The sequence below is a fragment of the Paraburkholderia sp. BR10923 genome, from assembly GCF_040948765.1.
Lineage (GTDB): Bacteria > Pseudomonadota > Gammaproteobacteria > Burkholderiales > Burkholderiaceae > Paraburkholderia > Paraburkholderia youngii.
The window spans coordinates 60,543-77,314 of sequence record NZ_JBFPKO010000022.1; the positions used below are offsets into that span (position 1 = coordinate 60,543).

Here is a 16,772-nt window from a genome sequence, read left to right on the forward strand (position 1 = left end):
GGGCAGTCCGTGATGGACTGCCCTTTTCATCTGACGCCTGGCACCGACTCACGGCACATCAATTAGACGGCGGCGGACTCGCATCCTCGACGACCACCGGCTGCTTGCCGACGATCAACCGCGCCGCGACGATGCCGGCTTCGTACAGCAGAATCAGCGGAACCGCGAGGATCAGCTGCGAAAACACGTCCGGCGGCGTCACGACGGCCGACACCACGAACGCGCCGACGATCACATACGGCCGGATCTCCTTCAGCTTCTTCAGGGTCACAACGTTCATCCGCACCAACAGGACGACGACGATCGGCACCTCGAACGTGACACCGAACGCGATGAACATCGTGAGCACGAAGCTCAGGTAATTGTCGATATCGGTTGTCATTTCCGCGCCGAGCGGCGCGTTGTAGTGCGCCATCACGCGGAAGATGGTTGGAAACACGACGAAATACGCGAACGCCATGCCGCACAGGAACAGCGTATAGCTGCTCGCCACGAGCGGCGCGACCAGCTTCTTCTCGTGCTGATAGAGTCCCGGCGCGACGAACGCCCAGATCTGGTACAGCACGACCGGCAGCGCGATCACGAAAGCGACCAGCATCGTCACCTTCATCGGCACGAAGAACGAGCCGGTGACGTCGGTGACGATCATCTTGCCGTCCTTCGGCAGATTCATCATCAGCGGCCGCGCGAGCAGTTTGAAGATGTCCGGCGCCCAGTACACGAGCCCGATAAACACGACGATGACGGCGAGCCCCGCACGGATGATGCGGTCACGCAGTTCGACGAGGTGGGAAATGAAGGTCTCTTCAGTGCCTTCGTTCTGGGATTGCTGGGGGTCGCTCACACCGGCCCTCGGTTAGGGATTGTCGATCTGAACATCAGAAAAACCGCGTCGGACGACGCAGGTTGGCAGGTGTGTGCCGCGCAACGCGCGCGGCGCCCGACTGCACGCGCGTGCGGCGCAGGCTCGCTCGCTTGTACCAGGTGGGGGTGGCGCTTTGCTGGACGCGCCAGTTCTTGCGTTTGGGCGCGGCGGCCGGTGTACTGACCGGCCACGAGGTAACACCGGTGCTGCCGCTGACGCCGCTGCCGGCGTCTTCGAGCGCGCCGCCGGCGATACTCGGCGACACCGACGTACCGCTCTTCCATGCCTCGTTCAGTTCATTCTCGTGCTTGCGCAGATTGTCCTGAACCGCCGTTTCGACGTTGCTCGCGGCCTTCTCGAAATCGGTCTTCATGCGCCGCAGTTCGTCGAGCTCGATTTCGCGCGTGACTTCGGCCTTCACGTCGTTGACGTACCGCTGTGCGCGGCCGAATAGCGCGCCGGCCGTGCGGGCGACACGCGGCAGGCGCTCAGGCCCGAGGACGACCAGCGCGACGACGCCGATCAGCGCCATCTTGGTTAGACCGAGGTCCAGCATGAAGTGAAATGTCCGTCAGAAACGCGGGAACGGCGCAAACGCCGCGGCTTAGCGGTAATCGCCCGATTGCTGCGTCTTTTCTTTCGCTTCGACGTCCACCGCGCCGTTGCGCGGCAACTCGCGCTGCTGCTGTTGCGCGTCGGCCGACGGCGATTCGGCTTCCTTCATGCCTTCCTTGAAGCCCTTCACCGCGCCGCCCAGATCGCTGCCGATGTTGCGCAGCTTCTTCGTGCCGAACACGAGCGCGACGATCAACAGAACGATCAACCAATGCCAAATACTCAACGAACCCATGACTACTCTCCTTAACCCCGACGCCGCATCTCGATGCGGCAAATTTGCCTAATCTGAAGCGCACGCGCTTCGTTTGCCTCTATCTCTACGTTACCGCAGGTCGCACCACCTCGCTCGCAAAGTGCGCCGCAATCTGAACCGCCGTCATTGTGGTCAGGCGATCGCGTCGACGGTATTACACAGCGGTAAAAATAACGGCGGCGCTATTGTCCTCGACCAAAACTCGCGGCGGTGTGCTCTCGCCACGCGGCGCGCATGACCCATGCGCCCGCTCAGCCCATGCGATGCCAGGGGCGCGGTCCCGCGAGAATGTGCGCGTGCAGGTGATACACCTCCTGACCACCGCCCGGACCGGTATTGATTACCGTGCGAAAGCCCGTTTCGCCGCCGCTATACGCGACCCCCAATTGCTCCGCCAGTCGAGCGGCCAACACAAGCATTCTACCAAGCAGAGGCGCGTCGCTTTCCGTGCAGTTCGACAGCGTTGCAATGTGCTTGCGAGGAATCACCAGCACATGCGTTTCGGCCGCCGGACGGATGTCGCGGAAGGCGACGAACTCGTCGTCTTCGTGGACTCTGGTCGAGGGGATTTCGCCAGCGGCGATCTTGCAGAAAAGACAGTTCGGATCGTGACTCATCGTATTCCTGACGCGGTATGACTTAGGCGAGCGAAGCCGCACGCGACGAGGTTCGACCCGAATGCCGGTCCGCGCGTGCGGACGGCCTAGCGTTCAGACCCAGCCGGCCGGATTCGCGAATGGCTTGTTATCGTACAGATACAGCCAGCCTTTGATAATACGGTACAACATCCATATGCTGACCGCCCACAGCACCGGGATGCCGATCACGACGACCAACAGCAATGCGCCGATCGCATAACCGACGAGGCCCATCCAGAACGTGCGAATCTGCCATTCGAAATGCGCTTCGTACGGCGTGCCGGCCACGTCGGCCCGTTTCACGTAGTTGATGATGATCGCGACCAGAACGGTGAGCCCACCGGTCAGCCAATGAACCGCATACAGCGCGTACAGCACGTGCGTGAGCGTGCGCAGGCTGCGCTCCCGCTCAGGTTCCATCGCGTGGCGGTAGACCGGCGGCGGATAGCTTCCTTGCGGCTGTTCCATGCTTGCGTCCTCACGAAGGTGCGGTTACCGCTATATAGGTGCCAGCGCGCGCGACTTCAAGCGGAAATGCCAGATTTCCGCTCCGGCTGCTCAGTCGCCGTTTTCCTCACGCTCGCGGCTCTTGCGCAGCGCCTTTTCCTCGATGCCCGACAGGCCTTCGCGACGCTCGAGTTCGGCGATCACGTCGGCGGGGCTCAGATTGAAATGCGACAACATCACGAGGCAGTGGAACCACAGGTCCGCGACCTCGCCGACCAGCGCCTTCGGCACGCCGCCGTGGCGCGCGTCCTTTGCGGCCAGCACGACTTCGGTGGCTTCTTCGCCGATCTTCTTCAGAATCGCGTCGTCGCCCTTGTGGAACAGACGCGAGACGTACGAGGTGTCTGGATCGCCGCCCTTGCGGCCATCGATCACCGCCGCGAGGCGCAACAGCGTGTCGAGCGTGGAAGCCTCAGCGGGCGACGGGTTTTGCGTGGATTGCGTCATTTGTAGATGTGTTCGGGGTCTTTCAGCACGGGATCGACGGCCTGCCAGTCGCCGTCGTCCACCGAGCCTTCGAATTTCTGGAAAAAGCACGAGTGGCGGCCGGTGTGGCATGCGATGCCCGACACCTGCTCGACTTTCAGCAGCACGACGTCTTCGTCGCAATCGAGCCGCACTTCGTGCACATGCTGCACGTGCCCCGACTCTTCGCCCTTGAACCACAGGCGCTGGCGCGAGCGCGAGAAATATACCGCGCGGCCGGTCTCGACTGTCTTCGCGAGAGCCTCGCGGTTCATCCACGCGAACATCAGCACGTCGTTCGTCGACGCTTCCTGCGCGATCACCGGCACGAGGCCGTTCGCGTCCCACTTGACCTTGTCGAGCCAGTTCACTGCCGAAGGATTCGTCACGTCACAACCTCACCGAAATGCCCTGGTCGGCCATGAAGCGCTTGGCCTCGCCGACCGTGTGTTCGCCATAGTGGAAGATGCTCGCGGCCAGCACCGCGTCCGCGTGACCGCTTTTGATGCCGTCGGCGAGATGCTGCAGATTGCCGACGCCGCCCGAGGCGATCACAGAAACCGGCACCGCGTCCGACACCGCGCGCGTCAGCGCAAGGTCGAAGCCGCTCTTGGTGCCGTCGCGATCCATGCTGGTCAGCAGGATTTCGCCCGCGCCGAGCTCGGCCATCTTGCGCGCCCATTCCACCGCGTCGAGACCGGTGGACTTGCGTCCGCCGTGCGTGAACACTTCCCAGCGCGGCGTTTCGCCGTCGGCAGACACGCGCTTCGCGTCGATCGCGACGACGATGCATTGCGAGCCGTATTTGTCGGTCGCGTCCTTCACGAGCTGCGGATTCGCGACCGCCGACGAGTTCATGCTGATCTTGTCCGCGCCCGCGTTCAGCAGGCGCCGCACGTCTTCGACCGCGCGCACGCCGCCGCCGACCGTCAGCGGAATGAACACCTGCGAGGCGACTGCCTCGATGATCGGCAGGATCAGGTCGCGCTGATCCGAGGTCGCGGTGATATCGAGGAACGTCAGTTCGTCGGCGCCCTGATCGTCGTAACGGCGCGCGATTTCGACCGGGTCGCCCGCGTCGCGCAGTTCGACGAAGTTGACGCCCTTGACCACGCGGCCCGCGGTGACGTCGAGACAAGGGATGATGCGTTTAGCTAGAGCCATGATCGTGCAATTCTGCCAATACCGCTGATGGGGCCGCTCGCTTGCGGGCAAGCGGCACGGTGCCGGCGCGAGCGGTTGCGTCGCGCCGCGAGTGAAGTGCTGGCCGCAGGCCGCCGAGGTTCCGGTTGCGTGATCGTGCGAAGCGCGCTACCCGGCAAGCCATCGGTCGAGCGAGTGCCGCAAGCCGAGGTGAGTGCCACGCCGGCACACGGCGCAAGCTTCCCGGCAAGCGCGGCCGACGCCGCGCTTAAGCGTCGTCCGCTTCGCGCAGCTTGTCCGCGAGCGTTTGCGCGGCCGCGAAGTCGAGGTCGCCCGAATAGATCGCGCGGCCGCAGATCACGCCTTCGATGCCCTCGCCTTCGACTTCGCACAGCGATTCGATGTCCGCGAGGTTCGACAGACCGCCGCTCGCGATCACCGGAATCTTGACCGCGCGCGCAAGGCGCACCGTCGCTTCGATGTTGATGCCTTGCAGCATGCCGTCGCGGCCGATGTCGGTGTAGATGATCGACTCGCAGCCGTAGTCCTCGAACTTGCGCGCGAGGTCGGCCACTTCGTGACCGGTCAGCTTGCTCCAGCCGTCGGTGGCGACCTTGCCGTCTTTCGCGTCGAGACCGACGATGATGTGGCCGCCGAAGGCGGTGCACGCGTCCTGCAGGAAGCCGGGGTTCTTCACCGCCGCGGTGCCGATGATCACGTACGACAAACCGTCGTCCAGATAGCGCTCGATCGTGTTCAGGTCGCGGATGCCACCGCCGAGCTGAACCGGAATCTCACCGCCCACTTCGTCGATGATCGCCCGGATTGCATCGCCGTTCTTGGGCTTGCCGGCGAACGCGCCATTCAGATCGACGAGATGCAGACGACGCGCGCCGCGGTCGACCCAATGTCGGGCCATTGCCGCCGGTTCCTCGGAGAAAATCGTCGCCTGGTCCATATCGCCCTGTTTGAGGCGTACACACTGACCATCTTTCAGGTCGATGGCGGGAATCAGCAGCATAGCAATCGGGTGTTATCTGGGAGTGGATTGAAGGTCGGCGGCAGCGGCTGGCGGATCAGCCCGCCGCAATACCGTCTCGCTAGTTTAGTACAACTCTTTCGGCGCTCCAGTGGGGCGCCGGTCGGATGCGGGACCGCGGCACCGCGCGACGCACGCGCGGCAACGGGATAAAGAAAGGCGTTCACGGGTTCCAGTGCACGAAGTTGCGATACACGCGCAAACCCGCCTCGGCGCTCTTTTCGGGGTGAAACTGGGTGGCGAAAATGTTATCCCGCGCTACAGCCGAGGTAAAGGGCACGCCGTAGACCGTCTCGCCCGAAGTGTGCGTCGGGTTGTCCGGCACCACGTAGTAGCTGTGCACGAAGTAGAAGAATGCGTTGTCGGCGACGCCGTCCCACAGCGGATGCGGCTGCGCCTGACGCACGCGGTTCCAGCCCATCTGCGGGACCTTGAAGCGCGAGCCGTCGTCCTGCAGGCGGCCTTCGAGCTCGAAGCGCACCACCTTGCCGGGCAACAGGCCCAGCCCCGGCGTGTCGCCCTCTGCGCTCCAGTCGAACAGCATCTGCTCGCCGACGCACACGCCCATCAGCGGCTTGCTGCGCGACGCCTCGACGACCGCTTCCTGCAAACCGGACGCGCCGAGACTGCGCATGCAGTCGGGCATCGCGCCCTGGCCGGGCAGCACCACGCGGTCGGCCGCACGGATCGCTTCCGGACGATCGACGATCGCCACGTCCGCTTCCGGCGCCGCTTTGCGCAGTGCCTGGGCAACCGAGCGCAGGTTGCCCATTCCGTAATCCACAATCGCTATCGAAGTTTTCATTTCAAGTTGGGCCGCTCTGCCCTCGATCCATCGATGCCGCCGCGCGGCGTCGAACGACGTGCCGGCAAATGCGGTCCTGCCCGATGAGTCGCGTGAAGGTGAGTGGCCTGAATACGTTGGGGGCGGTGAAACCCTGTGTTAAAGCCTGCTACGGCCGTTCGGTCAGAGACTGCCCTTGGTCGACGGAATCTGTCCGGCCGCACGCTCGTCGAGTTCGACGGCCATGCGCAGCGCGCGCCCGAACGCCTTGAACACCGTTTCGAGCTGGTGGTGAGCGTTGATGCCGCGCAGATTGTCGACATGCAGCGTCACGCCGGCATGGTTCACGAAGCCGCGGAAGAATTCGATCGACAGGTCGACGTCGAACGTGCCGATGCGCGCGCGCGTGAACGGCACGTGGAATTCGAGGCCCGGACGGCCGGAAAAATCGATCACGACGCGCGACAGCGCTTCGTCGAGCGGCACATAGGAATGACCGTAGCGGCGGATGCCCTTGCGATCGCCGATCGCCTTCGCGACGGCCTGGCCGAGTGTGATACCGGTGTCTTCGACCGTGTGGTGGTCGTCGATATGCAGGTCGCCATGCGCTTCGATCTCGAGGTCGAACAGCCCGTGGCGGGCGATCTGGTCGAGCATGTGGTCCAGGAACGGCACACCGGTGGCCAGCTTCTGCTGGCCGGTGCCGTCCAGGTTGATCTTCACACGGATCTGCGTTTCGCTGGTGTTGCGAACGACTTCCGCAAGGCGCATGGCAATTCCTCGAATCTGGCTTAAAAGCGCTAGTAATGTGGGGTGGACTAATGGCGGGCTGCTCAGTGCAGCCGTTCAATGCAGCGGCTCGGTGCCGCCGCTCAATGCGGCGGATTACCGCAACACGAGTTTCAGGCCGGCGAGCAACTGCGCGTTCTCGTTCGGCGAACCGACGGTCAAACGCACGCAGTTGACCAGCAATGGGTGCATTTTACTCACGTTTTTGATCAGAATACGCGCCGTTAGCAGGGTTTCGAACAATACCGACGCATCGGGCACCCGCACGAGCAGGAAGTTGCCCGCGCTGGCGAACACCTGGGCGTCCGGCAGCGCGGCCACCGCCTGCGCGAGCTTCTCGCGTTCGTCGCGCAATTGCGCGGCCTGGGCGTCGAGCACGCCGATGTGGTCGAGCAGGAAATCGGCGGCGGCCTGCGTCAGCACGTTGGTGTTGTACGGCGGGCGCACCTTGTCGAATTCGGTGAGCCACGCGGGCTTGCCGACCAGATAACCGAGGCGGATCCCGGCGAGGCCCAGCTTCGACACCGTGCGCATCACGACGACGTTGTCGAACTGGTCGGCGCGCGGCAGCCAGCTCTTCTGCGCGAACGGCTGATACGCCTCGTCGATCACGACGAGGCTCTTGCCCGCCGCGGCGATGATGCGCTCGATTGCGGCGTCATCGAACAGCGTGCCGGTCGGGTTGTTCGGATACGCGAGATAGATCAGCGCCGGTTCGTGCTCGGCGATCGCCGCGAGCATCGCGTCGGTATCGAGCGTGAAATCGGCTTTCAGCGGCACGCCGACGAATTCGAGATGCGCCAGCTTGGCCGACATCTGATACATGACGAAGCCCGGCACCGGCGCGAGCACCTTCGCGCCCGGCTTCGCGCACGCGACCGACATAATGCTGATGATTTCATCCGAGCCATTGCCAAGCAGCACGTCGCAGCCCGCCGGCACGCCCATCACGTGACGGATGCGCTCGATCAGTTGCTCGGGACGCGGCGCCGGATACCGGTTCAACGCGACGCCGGCCAGACGCTCGCCGAGATGGGCGGCAAGTTCCGGCGGCAGCGGGAACGGGTTTTCCATCGCGTCGAGCTTGATGAAACCGGTGGCGTCCGGAACCGGATAGCTCGTCATTGCGAGCACGTCGCTGCGGATGATGTCTTGAGGTGTCGTCATAGCTTCGGGGCCGGGCCAGGCGAAGACTGCCATGTCGGCGTCGTCGGTGCAGGGCGTTCGGGTTGGTCTCTGTCGTCGTTATTGAACGGGGCGGGTGCTCGATGCGTCGCTCGCGCGGCAGTCTCCGCCCTCGCCGCTTCCGCCTCAGCCGCGTTCGTTGTTGTTCTGCCGCATCCGGAATTCGGCGCTGCGTGCGTGCGCTTGCAGACCTTCGCCATATGCAAGTTCGGCGGCGATCTCGCCGAGCGTCTGCGCGCCCTCCGCGCTGACCTCGATCAGGCTCGAGCGCTTGAAAAAATCATAAACGCCGAGTGGCGACGAGAACCGTGCGGTACGCGACGTCGGCAGCACGTGGTTCGGGCCCGCGCAGTAGTCGCCGAGGCTCTCGCTGGTGTAGCGGCCAAGGAAGATCGCACCCGCGTGGCGGATTTGCTGCGCCCACTGATGCGGCTCCAGCGCCGAAATTTCGAGGTGCTCCGGCGCAATGTCGTTGGCGATCGCGCAGGCCTCGGCCATGTCGCGCACCTTGATCAGCGCGCCGCGGTTTTCGAGCGACGTGCGGATTACCTCGTGGCGCGGCATCGTGGGCAGCAGTTCGTCGATCGCTTCCCGCACACGCGCGATGAACGCGTCGTCCGGGCACAGCAGGATCGACTGCGCGAGCTCGTCGTGCTCGGCCTGCGAGAACAGGTCCATCGCGACCCAGCGCGGATCGGTCGTGCCGTCGCACAGCACGAGAATTTCCGACGGCCCGGCGATCATGTCGATGCCGACCGTGCCGAACACGCGACGCTTCGCCGACGCGACATACGCGTTGCCGGGGCCGCAGATCTTGTCGACCGCGGGCACGGTTTGCGTGCCGTACGCGAGCGCGCCCACCGCCTGCGCGCCGCCGATCGTGAACACGCGATCGACGCCGCCCAACAGTGCCGCCGCGAGCACGAGCGGATTCTTCACACCGTCCGGCGTCGGCACGACCATCACGATTTCGCGCACGCCGGCAACCCGCGCCGGAATCGCATTCATCAGCACCGACGACGGATACGCCGCCTTGCCGCCCGGCACGTAGATGCCCGCGCGATCGAGCGGTGTGACCTTCTGGCCGAGCACGGTGCCGTCGGCTTCGGTGTACTGCCAGCTATGGCTGCCGCACTCGATCTTCTGCTTCTCGTGGTAGCCGCGCACGCGCGCCGCCGCCGCTTCCAGCGACGCACGCTGCTTCGGCTCGAGACTTTCGAGCGCCGCTTCTAGCTCCGCCATCGGCAGTTCGAGCTCGGCCACGCTTTTCGCATCGATGCGATCGAAGCGGTTCGTGTACTCGAGCACTGCGTCGTCGCTCCGCGCCTTCACGTCGTTCAGAATCTGCGCGACCGCGCGCTCGATGGCTTCGTCTTCGCTCGCCTCGAACGCGAGCACCGCATGCAGCGACTTGTTGAAGTCGCGAGCGGTGGAATCGAGTTTGCGAATCTTGGTAGACATACAGGTATCCGTTTCGGTAAGGCGCTCAGTCGCAGCGTGATCAGAGTGCCATCGTCAGTCAGGCCGCCGGGGCGCCGGTTTTCGACGACGCATTGGCAAACGCGTCGAGAATCGGCCGCAACGCGGCGCGTTTGAGCTTCAGCGCCGCCTGGTTCACCACGAGGCGCGACGAAATCTGCATGATCTCCTCCACCTCGACGAGATTGTTCGCGCGCAGCGTATTGCCCGAGCTGACCAAGTCGACGATCGCGTCGGCGAGGCCGACCAGCGGCGCCAGTTCCATTGAACCGTACAACTTGATCAGATCGACGTGAACGCCCTTGGCGGCAAAATGCTCACGTGCGGTTTCAACGTACTTGGTCGCGACACGCAGACGCGCGCCCTGGCGCACCGCGTTCGCATAATCGAAACCCGCCGCGACCGCGACCGACATCCGGCAACGCGCGATGTCCAGGTCGACCGGCTGATACAGGCCGCTGCCGCCATGCTCGAGCAGCACGTCCTTGCCGGCCACGCCGAAGTCGGCCGCGCCGTACTCGACATAGGTCGGCACGTCGGTCGCTCGCACGATGATCACGCGCAGGTTCGCGTCGGTGGTCGGCAGGATCAGCTTGCGCGAACTCTCGGGATCTTCGGCGACTTCGATGCCGGCCGCCGCGAGCAGCGGCAGCGTTTCCTCGAAGATACGCCCTTTCGACAACGCGAGCGTGAGCGGCGCGCTCACCGCCGGCGACGACGACGTTTGCGGCATCGAACTCATGCCTGACTCCCGGATACGCGGCGCACCTTCGCACCGATCGCGTTGAGCTTCGCTTCCATGCGGTCGTAGCCGCGATCGAGGTGATAGATACGGTCGATCAGCGTCTCGCCCTCGGCGCGCAGCGCGGCGATCACGAGACTCGCGGACGCGCGCAGATCGGTGGCCATCACCTTCGCGCCGGACAGTTTCTCGACGCCGGTCACGAGCGCTGTGTTGCCGTCGATCGTGATGCTCGCACCGAGGCGGTTCAGCTCCTGCACGTGCATGAAGCGATTTTCGAAGATCGTCTCGACGACCTGCGACGTACCGTCGGCGATCGTGTTGAGCGCCATGAACTGCGCCTGCATGTCGGTCGGGAATGCCGGGTATTCGGAGGTGCGGAACGTGACCGCGCTCGGGCGCTTGTCCATGCGCACGCGCATCCAGTCGTCGCCTTCCTCGACCGTCACGCCCGCTTCGCGCAGCTTTTCGGTGACGGCTTCGAGCAGCAGCGGACGCATCTTGCGCAGCGTGACGTCGCCGCCTGCCGCCGCGACCGCGCACAGGAAGGTGCCCGCTTCGATGCGGTCCGGAATGACCGTGTGCTTCGCACCGTGCAGCTTGTCGACGCCCTGGATCACGAGCCGATCCGTGCCGATGCCTTCGATCTTCGCGCCCATCGCGACGAGCAGATGCGCGAGGTCGACCACTTCGGGTTCACGCGCGGCGTTCTCGATGATCGTTTCGCCTTCCGCGAGCACCGCCGCCATCAACAGGTTCTCGGTACCGGTCACGGTGATCATGTCGGTGACGATGCGCGCGCCCTTCAGACGCTTCGCTCGCGCTTCGATGAAGCCGTGCTCGATCGTGATCTCGGCGCCCATCGCCTGCAAACCCTTGATGTGCTGATCGACCGGACGCGCGCCGATCGCGCAGCCGCCGGGCAGCGACACGCGCGCATGACCGAAGCGCGCGACGAGCGGACCGAGCACGAGGATCGACGCGCGCATCGTCTTCACCATCTCGTACGGCGCGACGAGGTTGTCGACCTTCGACGCGTCGAGCGCGACGCGCCCTTCGCCCGCCTCGATACGCACGCCCATCTGGCCGAGCAGCTTGAGCATCGTGCGCACGTCCTGCAGATCGGGCACGTTCTCCAGATGCACCGGATCGGCGGTCAACAGACCCGCGCACAGGATCGGCAATGCCGCGTTCTTCGCACCCGAGACGACAACTTCACCGGAGAGCGGGTAGCCACCTTCAATGATGAGTTTATCCATGCCTGTCGGTTCCTGATCGGCCCGGTTCGCGCCCGGACCTGCTTTGTCTGTGTTCGGCGCGCCGCTAGCTGCGTCGCGCCCTTCGTGAGTAACTCGCACTAAATTTCCAGATTACGCGTTCTGCCATTCGGCGGGCGTCAGCGTCTTCATGCTGAGCGCGTGGATTTCTTCGCGCATGCGCTCGCCGAGCGCCGCATACACGAGTTGGTGACGTTGGATCAGGCGCTTGCCTTCGAAGCTCGGCGAGACGATCGTCGCAAAGAAATGCTGACCGTCGCCTTCGACTTCGAGATGCTCGCACGCGAGTCCAGCTGCAATGTACTGTTTGACCTGTTCGGGAGTCGGCAACATGAGAGAAGCTCCTCGTCAGTGGCGCAGCTTGTAGCCGGTGGCGAGCATGCGCATCGCCACGACAGCCAGCACCACGAAGAAACCGGCGACGATCGCGAGGCTCGCGAGCGGGTCGATATCCGACACGCCGAAAAAGCCATAGCGAAAGCCGTCGATCATGTAGAAAAACGGATTGAGCCGCGATACTTCGCGCCACCCGGGGGGCAGCGTATGCGTCGAGTAGAACACGCCCGACAGAAAAGTGAGCGGCATGATCAGAAAGTTCTGGAACGCGGCGAGCTGGTCGAATTTTTCGGCCCAGATGCCGGCGATCAGACCCAGCGTGCCGAGGATCGCCGCGCCGAACATCGCGAACACGATGATGTAGAGCGGCGCGGTGAACGCGAGCGGCACGAACCAGATCGTCACGATGAACACACCGAAGCCGACGCACAGCCCGCGCGCCACGGCCGCGAGCACGTAGGCCGCGAACATCTCGTAGTGCGACAGCGGCGGCAGCAGCACGAACACGAGGTTGCCGGTGATCTTCGATTGGATCAGCGACGAAGAACTGTTCGCGAACGCGTTCTGCAGCACGCTCATCATCACGAGACCCGGAATCAGGAAGCTCGTGTATTCGACGCCCGGATAGACCTCGACATGGCCGCGCAGCGCGTGGCCGAAGATGGTCAGATAAAGGAGCGCGGTGATGACCGGCGCGAGCACGGTCTGGAACGATACCTTCCAGAAACGCAACAGTTCTTTATAAAACAGCGTGCTGAATCCACTGTAGCCGCTCATGCGAGCCCCTCGATCACTTCTGGACCGTTCATCACCTGAACGAATACGTCTTCGAGGTCGGCCTTGCGGACCTCGATTTCTTCGAATGTACAACCGGCCCCGCGGCATTGCGCGAGGATGCGCTCGACGTCGTCGTAGCTCGTCAGGCGCAGCAGGTGCTGGCGACCATTGCCGTTGCCCGCGCCGCTTTCCGCCTCGAGCGGACGCAGATCGGCGGGCAGCACGCCCTGCGCGAAGCGCACGAACAGCTGCATGCCGGCGAAGCGCTGCAGCAGCGTGCTGGTGCGATCGAGCGCAACGACCTCGCCTCGGCGCAGCATCGCGATGCGGTCGCACAGCGATTCGGCTTCTTCCAGGTAGTGCGTGGTCAGCACGATCGTGTGGCCTTCGTGATTCAGGCGCGAGATGAACTTCCACAGCGTCTGGCGCAGTTCGACGTCGACGCCCGCGGTCGGCTCGTCGAGCACGATCACCGGCGGACGGTGCACGAGCGCCTGCGCGACCAGCACGCGGCGCTTCATGCCGCCCGACAGCGCGCGCATGTTGGCATCGGCTTTTTCGGTGAGATCGAGATTGGCCATGATCTCGTCGATCCACGCGTCGTTATTGCGCAGACCGTAGTAGCCCGACTGGATGCGCAAGGTTTCGCGCACTGTGAAGAACGGATCGAACACGAGTTCCTGCGGCACCACGCCGAGCGCGCGGCGCGCATTGCGGAAATCGTCGACCACGTCGTGACCGCGCACCGCGATGCTGCCCTCGTCGGCGCGGGCGAGACCCGCGAGTATGCTGATGAGCGTCGTCTTGCCCGCGCCGTTCGGACCGAGCAGTCCGAAGAACTCGCCTTCTTCGACCGTGAGGCTGACGCCCTTGAGCGCCTGCAAGTCCTTGTAGCGCTTCTTGACGTTACGAATTTCTATGGCTGACATGACTATGGGCCGCGTGCGTCGCGGCGCCTGAAGTAGCCCCGATGGAGCCTGGGGACGAGCAAATGCTGGAAGAAACGGAACCGGGGCCAATTAGGGGGCCAGTTCAACGCCCCAAAAAAACGTTTGATTATAGGGCAAAAACTGACACCCCCGGCCTGGCCGGAAGGAGGGAGACGGCGCTAGAGGAGCGTCAATGTCGCGCTGACGCAACCATGCTGGAGGCGACAGGAGAGAGAAGCGTATCGACGCCGTAGGCCTGCGCGAGACTGGCGAGACCAGCCGGCAGATTGACGATTTCGAACTTGCCGCCGCGCGCCGCCGCGGCCCGCACCCACGCGAGCAGGACCGCGAGCGCCGACGAATCGAATTGCGTGAGCGGCCCGCAATCGACGCCGCGCGCGCCCGCCGCAATACGTTGCAGACCCGCCGCGAGCGCGGCCTTCGCGCTCTCGTGGGTCAGCGTCGCGCCGCTGTCGAAGCGGTTCGCGACCTGGTTCAGCACGTCGCTCACGACTGCTTGCCCGCGGCGAGTTGCTGATTGCGCTGCGTGAGGAACTGGATCAGTCCGTCCACGCCCTTCTGCTGGATCTGCTCGTTGAACTGCTGCTGATACGCCTGGATCAGCCACGCGCCGAGCACGTTGAGGTCATACACGCGCCAGCCTTGCGCCGTCTTGTACAGGCGATAGTCGAGTTCGATCGGCTGGCCATTGTTCATCACGACCGAGCGCACCACCGTGTCAGTGTCGTCCGGGTTCATGCGGAACGGCTTGAACTGGATCTGCTGGTCGCGCACCTGCGCGAGCGCGCCCGAGTACGTGCGGATCAGCAGCATCTTGAACTGCTCGACCACCTGGTTCTGCTGCTCGGGCGTCGCGGTGCGCCAGTTGCGGCCCATTGCGAGCTGGGTGGTGCGGCGGAAGTCCGTGTACGGCAGGATCTTTTCGTTGACGAGCGCCGTGATGTGGGTGATGTCGCCCTGCTGGATCGACTTGTCGCCGCGAATCGCGTCCATCACCTGCTGGGTGACGGTTTTGATCAGCGCCTCGGGGGAGTTGGTGTCGACGGTTTGCGCCGATGCGCCCGCGCTGATGAATGAAAACAACACGGCAAACAACGGAATCAGGAAGAATTTTTTCATATCGAGCTTTGCCTCAAAAATAGTGCAACGGTGTGAGCGACCTTATCACGCGAGTTTGACGGCAATCCATGCGCAAACTGCGAGAGTCGTATCGATCTGTTACGGCTGCACGTTCAATGCAATCTGAACGACGGGAAGTTGAAGCGCGTGGGCGGCACCAGCTGACCGGCCGGAATCTGCGTTTCAGGGCCGCCTTTCAGGTCGAGCGGCGGGGTTTCGGTGCCCGACGCGGCCTCCGGCGCCGACGCGCCCGGCGGTGCCGACGCGCCTTGCGGTGCCGACGCGCCTTGCGGTGCCGACGCGCCTTGCGGTGCCGACGCGCCTTGCGGTGTTGCCACGGCCGCGCCGGATGCGGGAGCCGCCTTTGCCGCAGCACCCTGCGTGCCCGCGGCGGCGCCCGCCGCGCCGGTTGCAGCGCCGGCCGGCGCACCTACCGCCCCTGCGGCCGCGCCCGTCTCGCCTTCGTCGTACTTCGGCAGCGGCGCTTCCTCTTCATAGCTCGGCAGGTCCTGCGGACGCCGGCGGTTATCCGACAGCAGATACTGGCGGCGCTGCAGATACGCATTGCGCACGAACGAGTATTTGTCGAGCGCCGCGCCTTCCAGCAGGTTGCTCGCGCCGAGCAGGTTCGCGCGCGTATTGACGATGTTCAGGCCCCACAGGGCCCAGCTCAGGCCCGGCGGATCGATGTAGCTGATCGGGTTCACGTAGTAGTTGCCGAGCGAGCCGAACGCGTCTCGCACCGTGCTCGGCCCGAACAGCGGCAGCACGAGGTAAGGGCCCGCCGGCACGCCGTAGTGGCCGAGCGTCAGACCGAGGTCGTTGTCGTGCTTGGGCAGCTTCGCGAGCGTCGCGACGTCGAACAGGCCGCCGACGCCGAACAACGTGTTGATCACGATCCGCATGATGTCCGACACGCCGTCCGCGATACGCAACTGCAGCAGATTGTTCGCCGCGATATAGATGTCGCCGATGTTCGAGAAGAAGTTCGTCACGCTGTCGCGCACCGGCTGCGGCGTGACAAACACGTAGCCCTGCGCGACCGGCTTGATCGCGTACTGGTCGACCTTGTCGTTGATGGTGAAGATCGTGCGGTTCAGCCCTTCGAACGGGTCGCCCTTGGTCGGCGTCTGCACGGTCGTGCAACCGGCGAGCAGCGCAGCCGCCACGGCGACCTTGCCGAACTGTAGGACGCGCGCGCCGCTGCGCGGGGTCTGCAGTTTCGTCTGCATCGTTGTTCTCCTTATTGGCCTGACTGGCCGGCAGCGCCGGAGGCCGGCGCGCCCGGCGCCGGTGCGGGGGCGGATGCAGCGGGCTTCGCTGCGCCGGAGTCCGCGGCCTTGCTATACAGGAACTGGCCGATCAGGTTTTCCAGCACGATCGCCGATTGCGTCATCGCGATGGTATCGCCCGCCTTCAGCATTTCCGAGTCGCCGCCCGGCTCGAGCCCGATGTACTGCTCGCCGAGCAGACCCGAGGTCAGGATCTTCGCCGAAGTGTCTCTCGGAAACTCGAATTGCTTGTCGATATCGATCGTGACGAGCGCCTGGTAGGTGTTGCTATCGAAGCCGATCGACGCGACCCGGCCGACCGTCACGCCGGCGCTCTTTACAGGCGCGCGCGGCTTCAGCCCGCCGATGTTGTCGAACTTGAGCTTGACCGGGTAGGTTGCCTGGAACGACAGCGAGCTCATATTGCCGGCCTTCAGCGCAAGAAACAGCAACGCCACGAAACCCAGCACCACGAACAGGCCGACCCAGAAGTCGAGAACATTCTTTTTCATCGTCATCCCAAAGTGAATCCGCC

The 16,772-nt window shown here is 64.2% G+C and carries 22 protein-coding genes; all 22 read right to left on the reverse strand.

Translation table 11 applies throughout. The annotated features are described in order from the left end of the window. Window positions 1–58: 58 nt before the first annotated feature. Window positions 59–844, reverse strand: a complete 786-nt coding sequence (gene tatC, locus AB3X94_RS31155; protein ID WP_176110150.1) for a twin-arginine translocase subunit TatC — start codon at window positions 842–844, stop codon at window positions 59–61. A 34-nt stretch (window positions 845–878) separates the two neighbouring features. Beyond that, window positions 879–1,421, reverse strand: a complete 543-nt coding sequence (gene tatB, locus AB3X94_RS31160) for a Sec-independent protein translocase protein TatB (protein ID WP_176110149.1) — start codon at window positions 1,419–1,421, stop codon at window positions 879–881. 48 nt (window positions 1,422–1,469) lie between these two features. Further along, entirely contained in the window at window positions 1,470–1,715 is a 246-nt protein-coding gene (gene tatA / locus AB3X94_RS31165) for a Sec-independent protein translocase subunit TatA (RefSeq protein WP_176110148.1), read from the reverse strand. Window positions 1,716–1,987: 272 nt separating this feature from the next. Then, entirely contained in the window at window positions 1,988–2,353 is a 366-nt protein-coding gene (locus tag AB3X94_RS31170) for a histidine triad nucleotide-binding protein (protein WP_013090689.1), read from the reverse strand. 93 nt (window positions 2,354–2,446) lie between these two features. Next, entirely contained in the window at window positions 2,447–2,842 is a 396-nt protein-coding gene (locus tag AB3X94_RS31175; protein WP_368613575.1) for a DUF4870 family protein, read from the reverse strand. A gap of 90 nt (window positions 2,843–2,932) precedes the next feature. Beyond that, window positions 2,933–3,328: a phosphoribosyl-ATP diphosphatase gene (locus tag AB3X94_RS31180; protein ID WP_176110146.1), complete on the reverse strand. Its 396-nt coding sequence runs from the start codon at window positions 3,326–3,328 to the stop codon at window positions 2,933–2,935. Then, window positions 3,325–3,735, reverse strand: a complete 411-nt coding sequence (hisI, locus tag AB3X94_RS31185) for a phosphoribosyl-AMP cyclohydrolase (protein WP_090802086.1) — start codon at window positions 3,733–3,735, stop codon at window positions 3,325–3,327. The genes AB3X94_RS31180 and hisI overlap by 4 nt, the downstream gene beginning before the upstream one ends. 1 nt (window position 3,736) lies before the next feature. Then, window positions 3,737–4,510: an imidazole glycerol phosphate synthase subunit HisF gene (gene hisF, locus AB3X94_RS31190; protein WP_176110145.1), complete on the reverse strand. Its 774-nt coding sequence runs from the start codon at window positions 4,508–4,510 to the stop codon at window positions 3,737–3,739. A 247-nt stretch (window positions 4,511–4,757) separates the two neighbouring features. Next, window positions 4,758–5,510, reverse strand: a complete 753-nt coding sequence (hisA, locus tag AB3X94_RS31195) for a 1-(5-phosphoribosyl)-5-[(5-phosphoribosylamino)methylideneamino]imidazole-4-carboxamide isomerase (protein ID WP_169500003.1) — start codon at window positions 5,508–5,510, stop codon at window positions 4,758–4,760. Between the two features lie 181 nt (window positions 5,511–5,691). Beyond that, entirely contained in the window at window positions 5,692–6,333 is a 642-nt protein-coding gene (gene hisH, locus AB3X94_RS31200) for an imidazole glycerol phosphate synthase subunit HisH (protein ID WP_176110144.1), read from the reverse strand. A 162-nt stretch (window positions 6,334–6,495) separates the two neighbouring features. After that, window positions 6,496–7,083, reverse strand: a complete 588-nt coding sequence (gene hisB, locus AB3X94_RS31205) for an imidazoleglycerol-phosphate dehydratase HisB (RefSeq protein WP_176110143.1) — start codon at window positions 7,081–7,083, stop codon at window positions 6,496–6,498. A 114-nt stretch (window positions 7,084–7,197) separates the two neighbouring features. After that, entirely contained in the window at window positions 7,198–8,268 is a 1,071-nt protein-coding gene (gene hisC, locus AB3X94_RS31210; protein WP_176110683.1) for a histidinol-phosphate transaminase, read from the reverse strand. A gap of 144 nt (window positions 8,269–8,412) precedes the next feature. Further along, window positions 8,413–9,747, reverse strand: coding sequence for a histidinol dehydrogenase (gene hisD / locus AB3X94_RS31215; protein ID WP_368613576.1), 1,335 nt, complete (start codon window positions 9,745–9,747; stop codon window positions 8,413–8,415). 58 nt (window positions 9,748–9,805) lie between these two features. Beyond that, window positions 9,806–10,507, reverse strand: a complete 702-nt coding sequence (hisG, locus tag AB3X94_RS31220; RefSeq protein WP_368613577.1) for an ATP phosphoribosyltransferase — start codon at window positions 10,505–10,507, stop codon at window positions 9,806–9,808. Continuing rightward, on the reverse strand, window positions 10,504–11,766 hold the full coding sequence (murA, locus tag AB3X94_RS31225) for a UDP-N-acetylglucosamine 1-carboxyvinyltransferase (protein ID WP_176124278.1): 1,263 nt from the start codon (window positions 11,764–11,766) through the stop codon (window positions 10,504–10,506). The genes hisG and murA overlap by 4 nt, the downstream gene beginning before the upstream one ends. A 111-nt stretch (window positions 11,767–11,877) precedes the next feature. Further along, window positions 11,878–12,117 (reverse strand): BolA family protein, encoded by a 240-nt coding sequence (locus AB3X94_RS31230; protein WP_013090701.1) that lies wholly within the window; start codon window positions 12,115–12,117, stop codon window positions 11,878–11,880. 15 nt (window positions 12,118–12,132) lie between these two features. After that, window positions 12,133–12,897: an ABC transporter permease gene (locus tag AB3X94_RS31235; protein WP_176110139.1), complete on the reverse strand. Its 765-nt coding sequence runs from the start codon at window positions 12,895–12,897 to the stop codon at window positions 12,133–12,135. Then, entirely contained in the window at window positions 12,894–13,826 is a 933-nt protein-coding gene (locus AB3X94_RS31240; RefSeq protein WP_176110138.1) for an ABC transporter ATP-binding protein, read from the reverse strand. Before AB3X94_RS31240 ends, AB3X94_RS31235 begins: the two co-directional genes overlap by 4 nt. A gap of 190 nt (window positions 13,827–14,016) precedes the next feature. Continuing rightward, window positions 14,017–14,337, reverse strand: coding sequence for a lipid asymmetry maintenance protein MlaB (locus AB3X94_RS31245; RefSeq protein WP_368613578.1), 321 nt, complete (start codon window positions 14,335–14,337; stop codon window positions 14,017–14,019). Next, on the reverse strand, window positions 14,334–14,966 hold the full coding sequence (locus AB3X94_RS31250; protein WP_176110136.1) for a phospholipid-binding protein MlaC: 633 nt from the start codon (window positions 14,964–14,966) through the stop codon (window positions 14,334–14,336). The genes AB3X94_RS31245 and AB3X94_RS31250 overlap by 4 nt, the downstream gene beginning before the upstream one ends. Before the next feature lie 113 nt (window positions 14,967–15,079). After that, on the reverse strand, window positions 15,080–16,198 hold the full coding sequence (locus AB3X94_RS31255; protein ID WP_368613579.1) for an MlaA family lipoprotein: 1,119 nt from the start codon (window positions 16,196–16,198) through the stop codon (window positions 15,080–15,082). Between the two features lie 11 nt (window positions 16,199–16,209). Then, entirely contained in the window at window positions 16,210–16,749 is a 540-nt protein-coding gene (gene mlaD / locus AB3X94_RS31260; RefSeq protein WP_176110134.1) for an outer membrane lipid asymmetry maintenance protein MlaD, read from the reverse strand. Between the last annotated feature and the right edge of the window lie 23 nt (window positions 16,750–16,772).

Coding starts and splice junctions, on each gene's coding strand:
- tatB (WP_176110149.1), bottom strand. CDS start 1,421: ATGCTGGACCTCGGTCTAACCAAGATGGCGCTGATCGGCGTCGTCGCG.
- tatA (WP_176110148.1), bottom strand. CDS start 1,715: ATGGGTTCGTTGAGTATTTGGCATTGGTTGATCGTTCTGTTGATCGTC.
- AB3X94_RS31170 (WP_013090689.1), bottom strand. CDS start 2,353: ATGAGTCACGATCCGAACTGTCTTTTCTGCAAGATCGCCGCTGGCGAA.
- AB3X94_RS31175 (WP_368613575.1), bottom strand. CDS start 2,842: ATGGAACAGCCGCAAGGAAGCTATCCGCCGCCGGTCTACCGCCACGCG.
- AB3X94_RS31180 (WP_176110146.1), bottom strand. CDS start 3,328: ATGACGCAATCCACGCAAAACCCGTCGCCCGCTGAGGCTTCCACGCTC.
- hisF (WP_176110145.1), bottom strand. CDS start 4,510: ATGGCTCTAGCTAAACGCATCATCCCTTGTCTCGACGTCACCGCGGGC.
- hisA (WP_169500003.1), bottom strand. CDS start 5,510: ATGCTGCTGATTCCCGCCATCGACCTGAAAGATGGTCAGTGTGTACGC.
- hisH (WP_176110144.1), bottom strand. CDS start 6,333: ATGAAAACTTCGATAGCGATTGTGGATTACGGAATGGGCAACCTGCGC.
- hisB (WP_176110143.1), bottom strand. CDS start 7,083: ATGCGCCTTGCGGAAGTCGTTCGCAACACCAGCGAAACGCAGATCCGT.
- hisC (WP_176110683.1), bottom strand. CDS start 8,268: ATGACGACACCTCAAGACATCATCCGCAGCGACGTGCTCGCAATGACG.
- hisD (WP_368613576.1), bottom strand. CDS start 9,747: ATGTCTACCAAGATTCGCAAACTCGATTCCACCGCTCGCGACTTCAAC.
- hisG (WP_368613577.1), bottom strand. CDS start 10,507: ATGAGTTCGATGCCGCAAACGTCGTCGTCGCCGGCGGTGAGCGCGCCG.
- murA (WP_176124278.1), bottom strand. CDS start 11,766: ATGGATAAACTCATCATTGAAGGTGGCTACCCGCTCTCCGGTGAAGTT.
- AB3X94_RS31230 (WP_013090701.1), bottom strand. CDS start 12,117: ATGTTGCCGACTCCCGAACAGGTCAAACAGTACATTGCAGCTGGACTC.
- AB3X94_RS31235 (WP_176110139.1), bottom strand. CDS start 12,897: ATGAGCGGCTACAGTGGATTCAGCACGCTGTTTTATAAAGAACTGTTG.
- AB3X94_RS31240 (WP_176110138.1), bottom strand. CDS start 13,826: ATGTCAGCCATAGAAATTCGTAACGTCAAGAAGCGCTACAAGGACTTG.
- AB3X94_RS31250 (WP_176110136.1), bottom strand. CDS start 14,966: ATGAAAAAATTCTTCCTGATTCCGTTGTTTGCCGTGTTGTTTTCATTC.
- AB3X94_RS31255 (WP_368613579.1), bottom strand. CDS start 16,198: ATGCAGACGAAACTGCAGACCCCGCGCAGCGGCGCGCGCGTCCTACAG.
- mlaD (WP_176110134.1), bottom strand. CDS start 16,749: ATGAAAAAGAATGTTCTCGACTTCTGGGTCGGCCTGTTCGTGGTGCTG.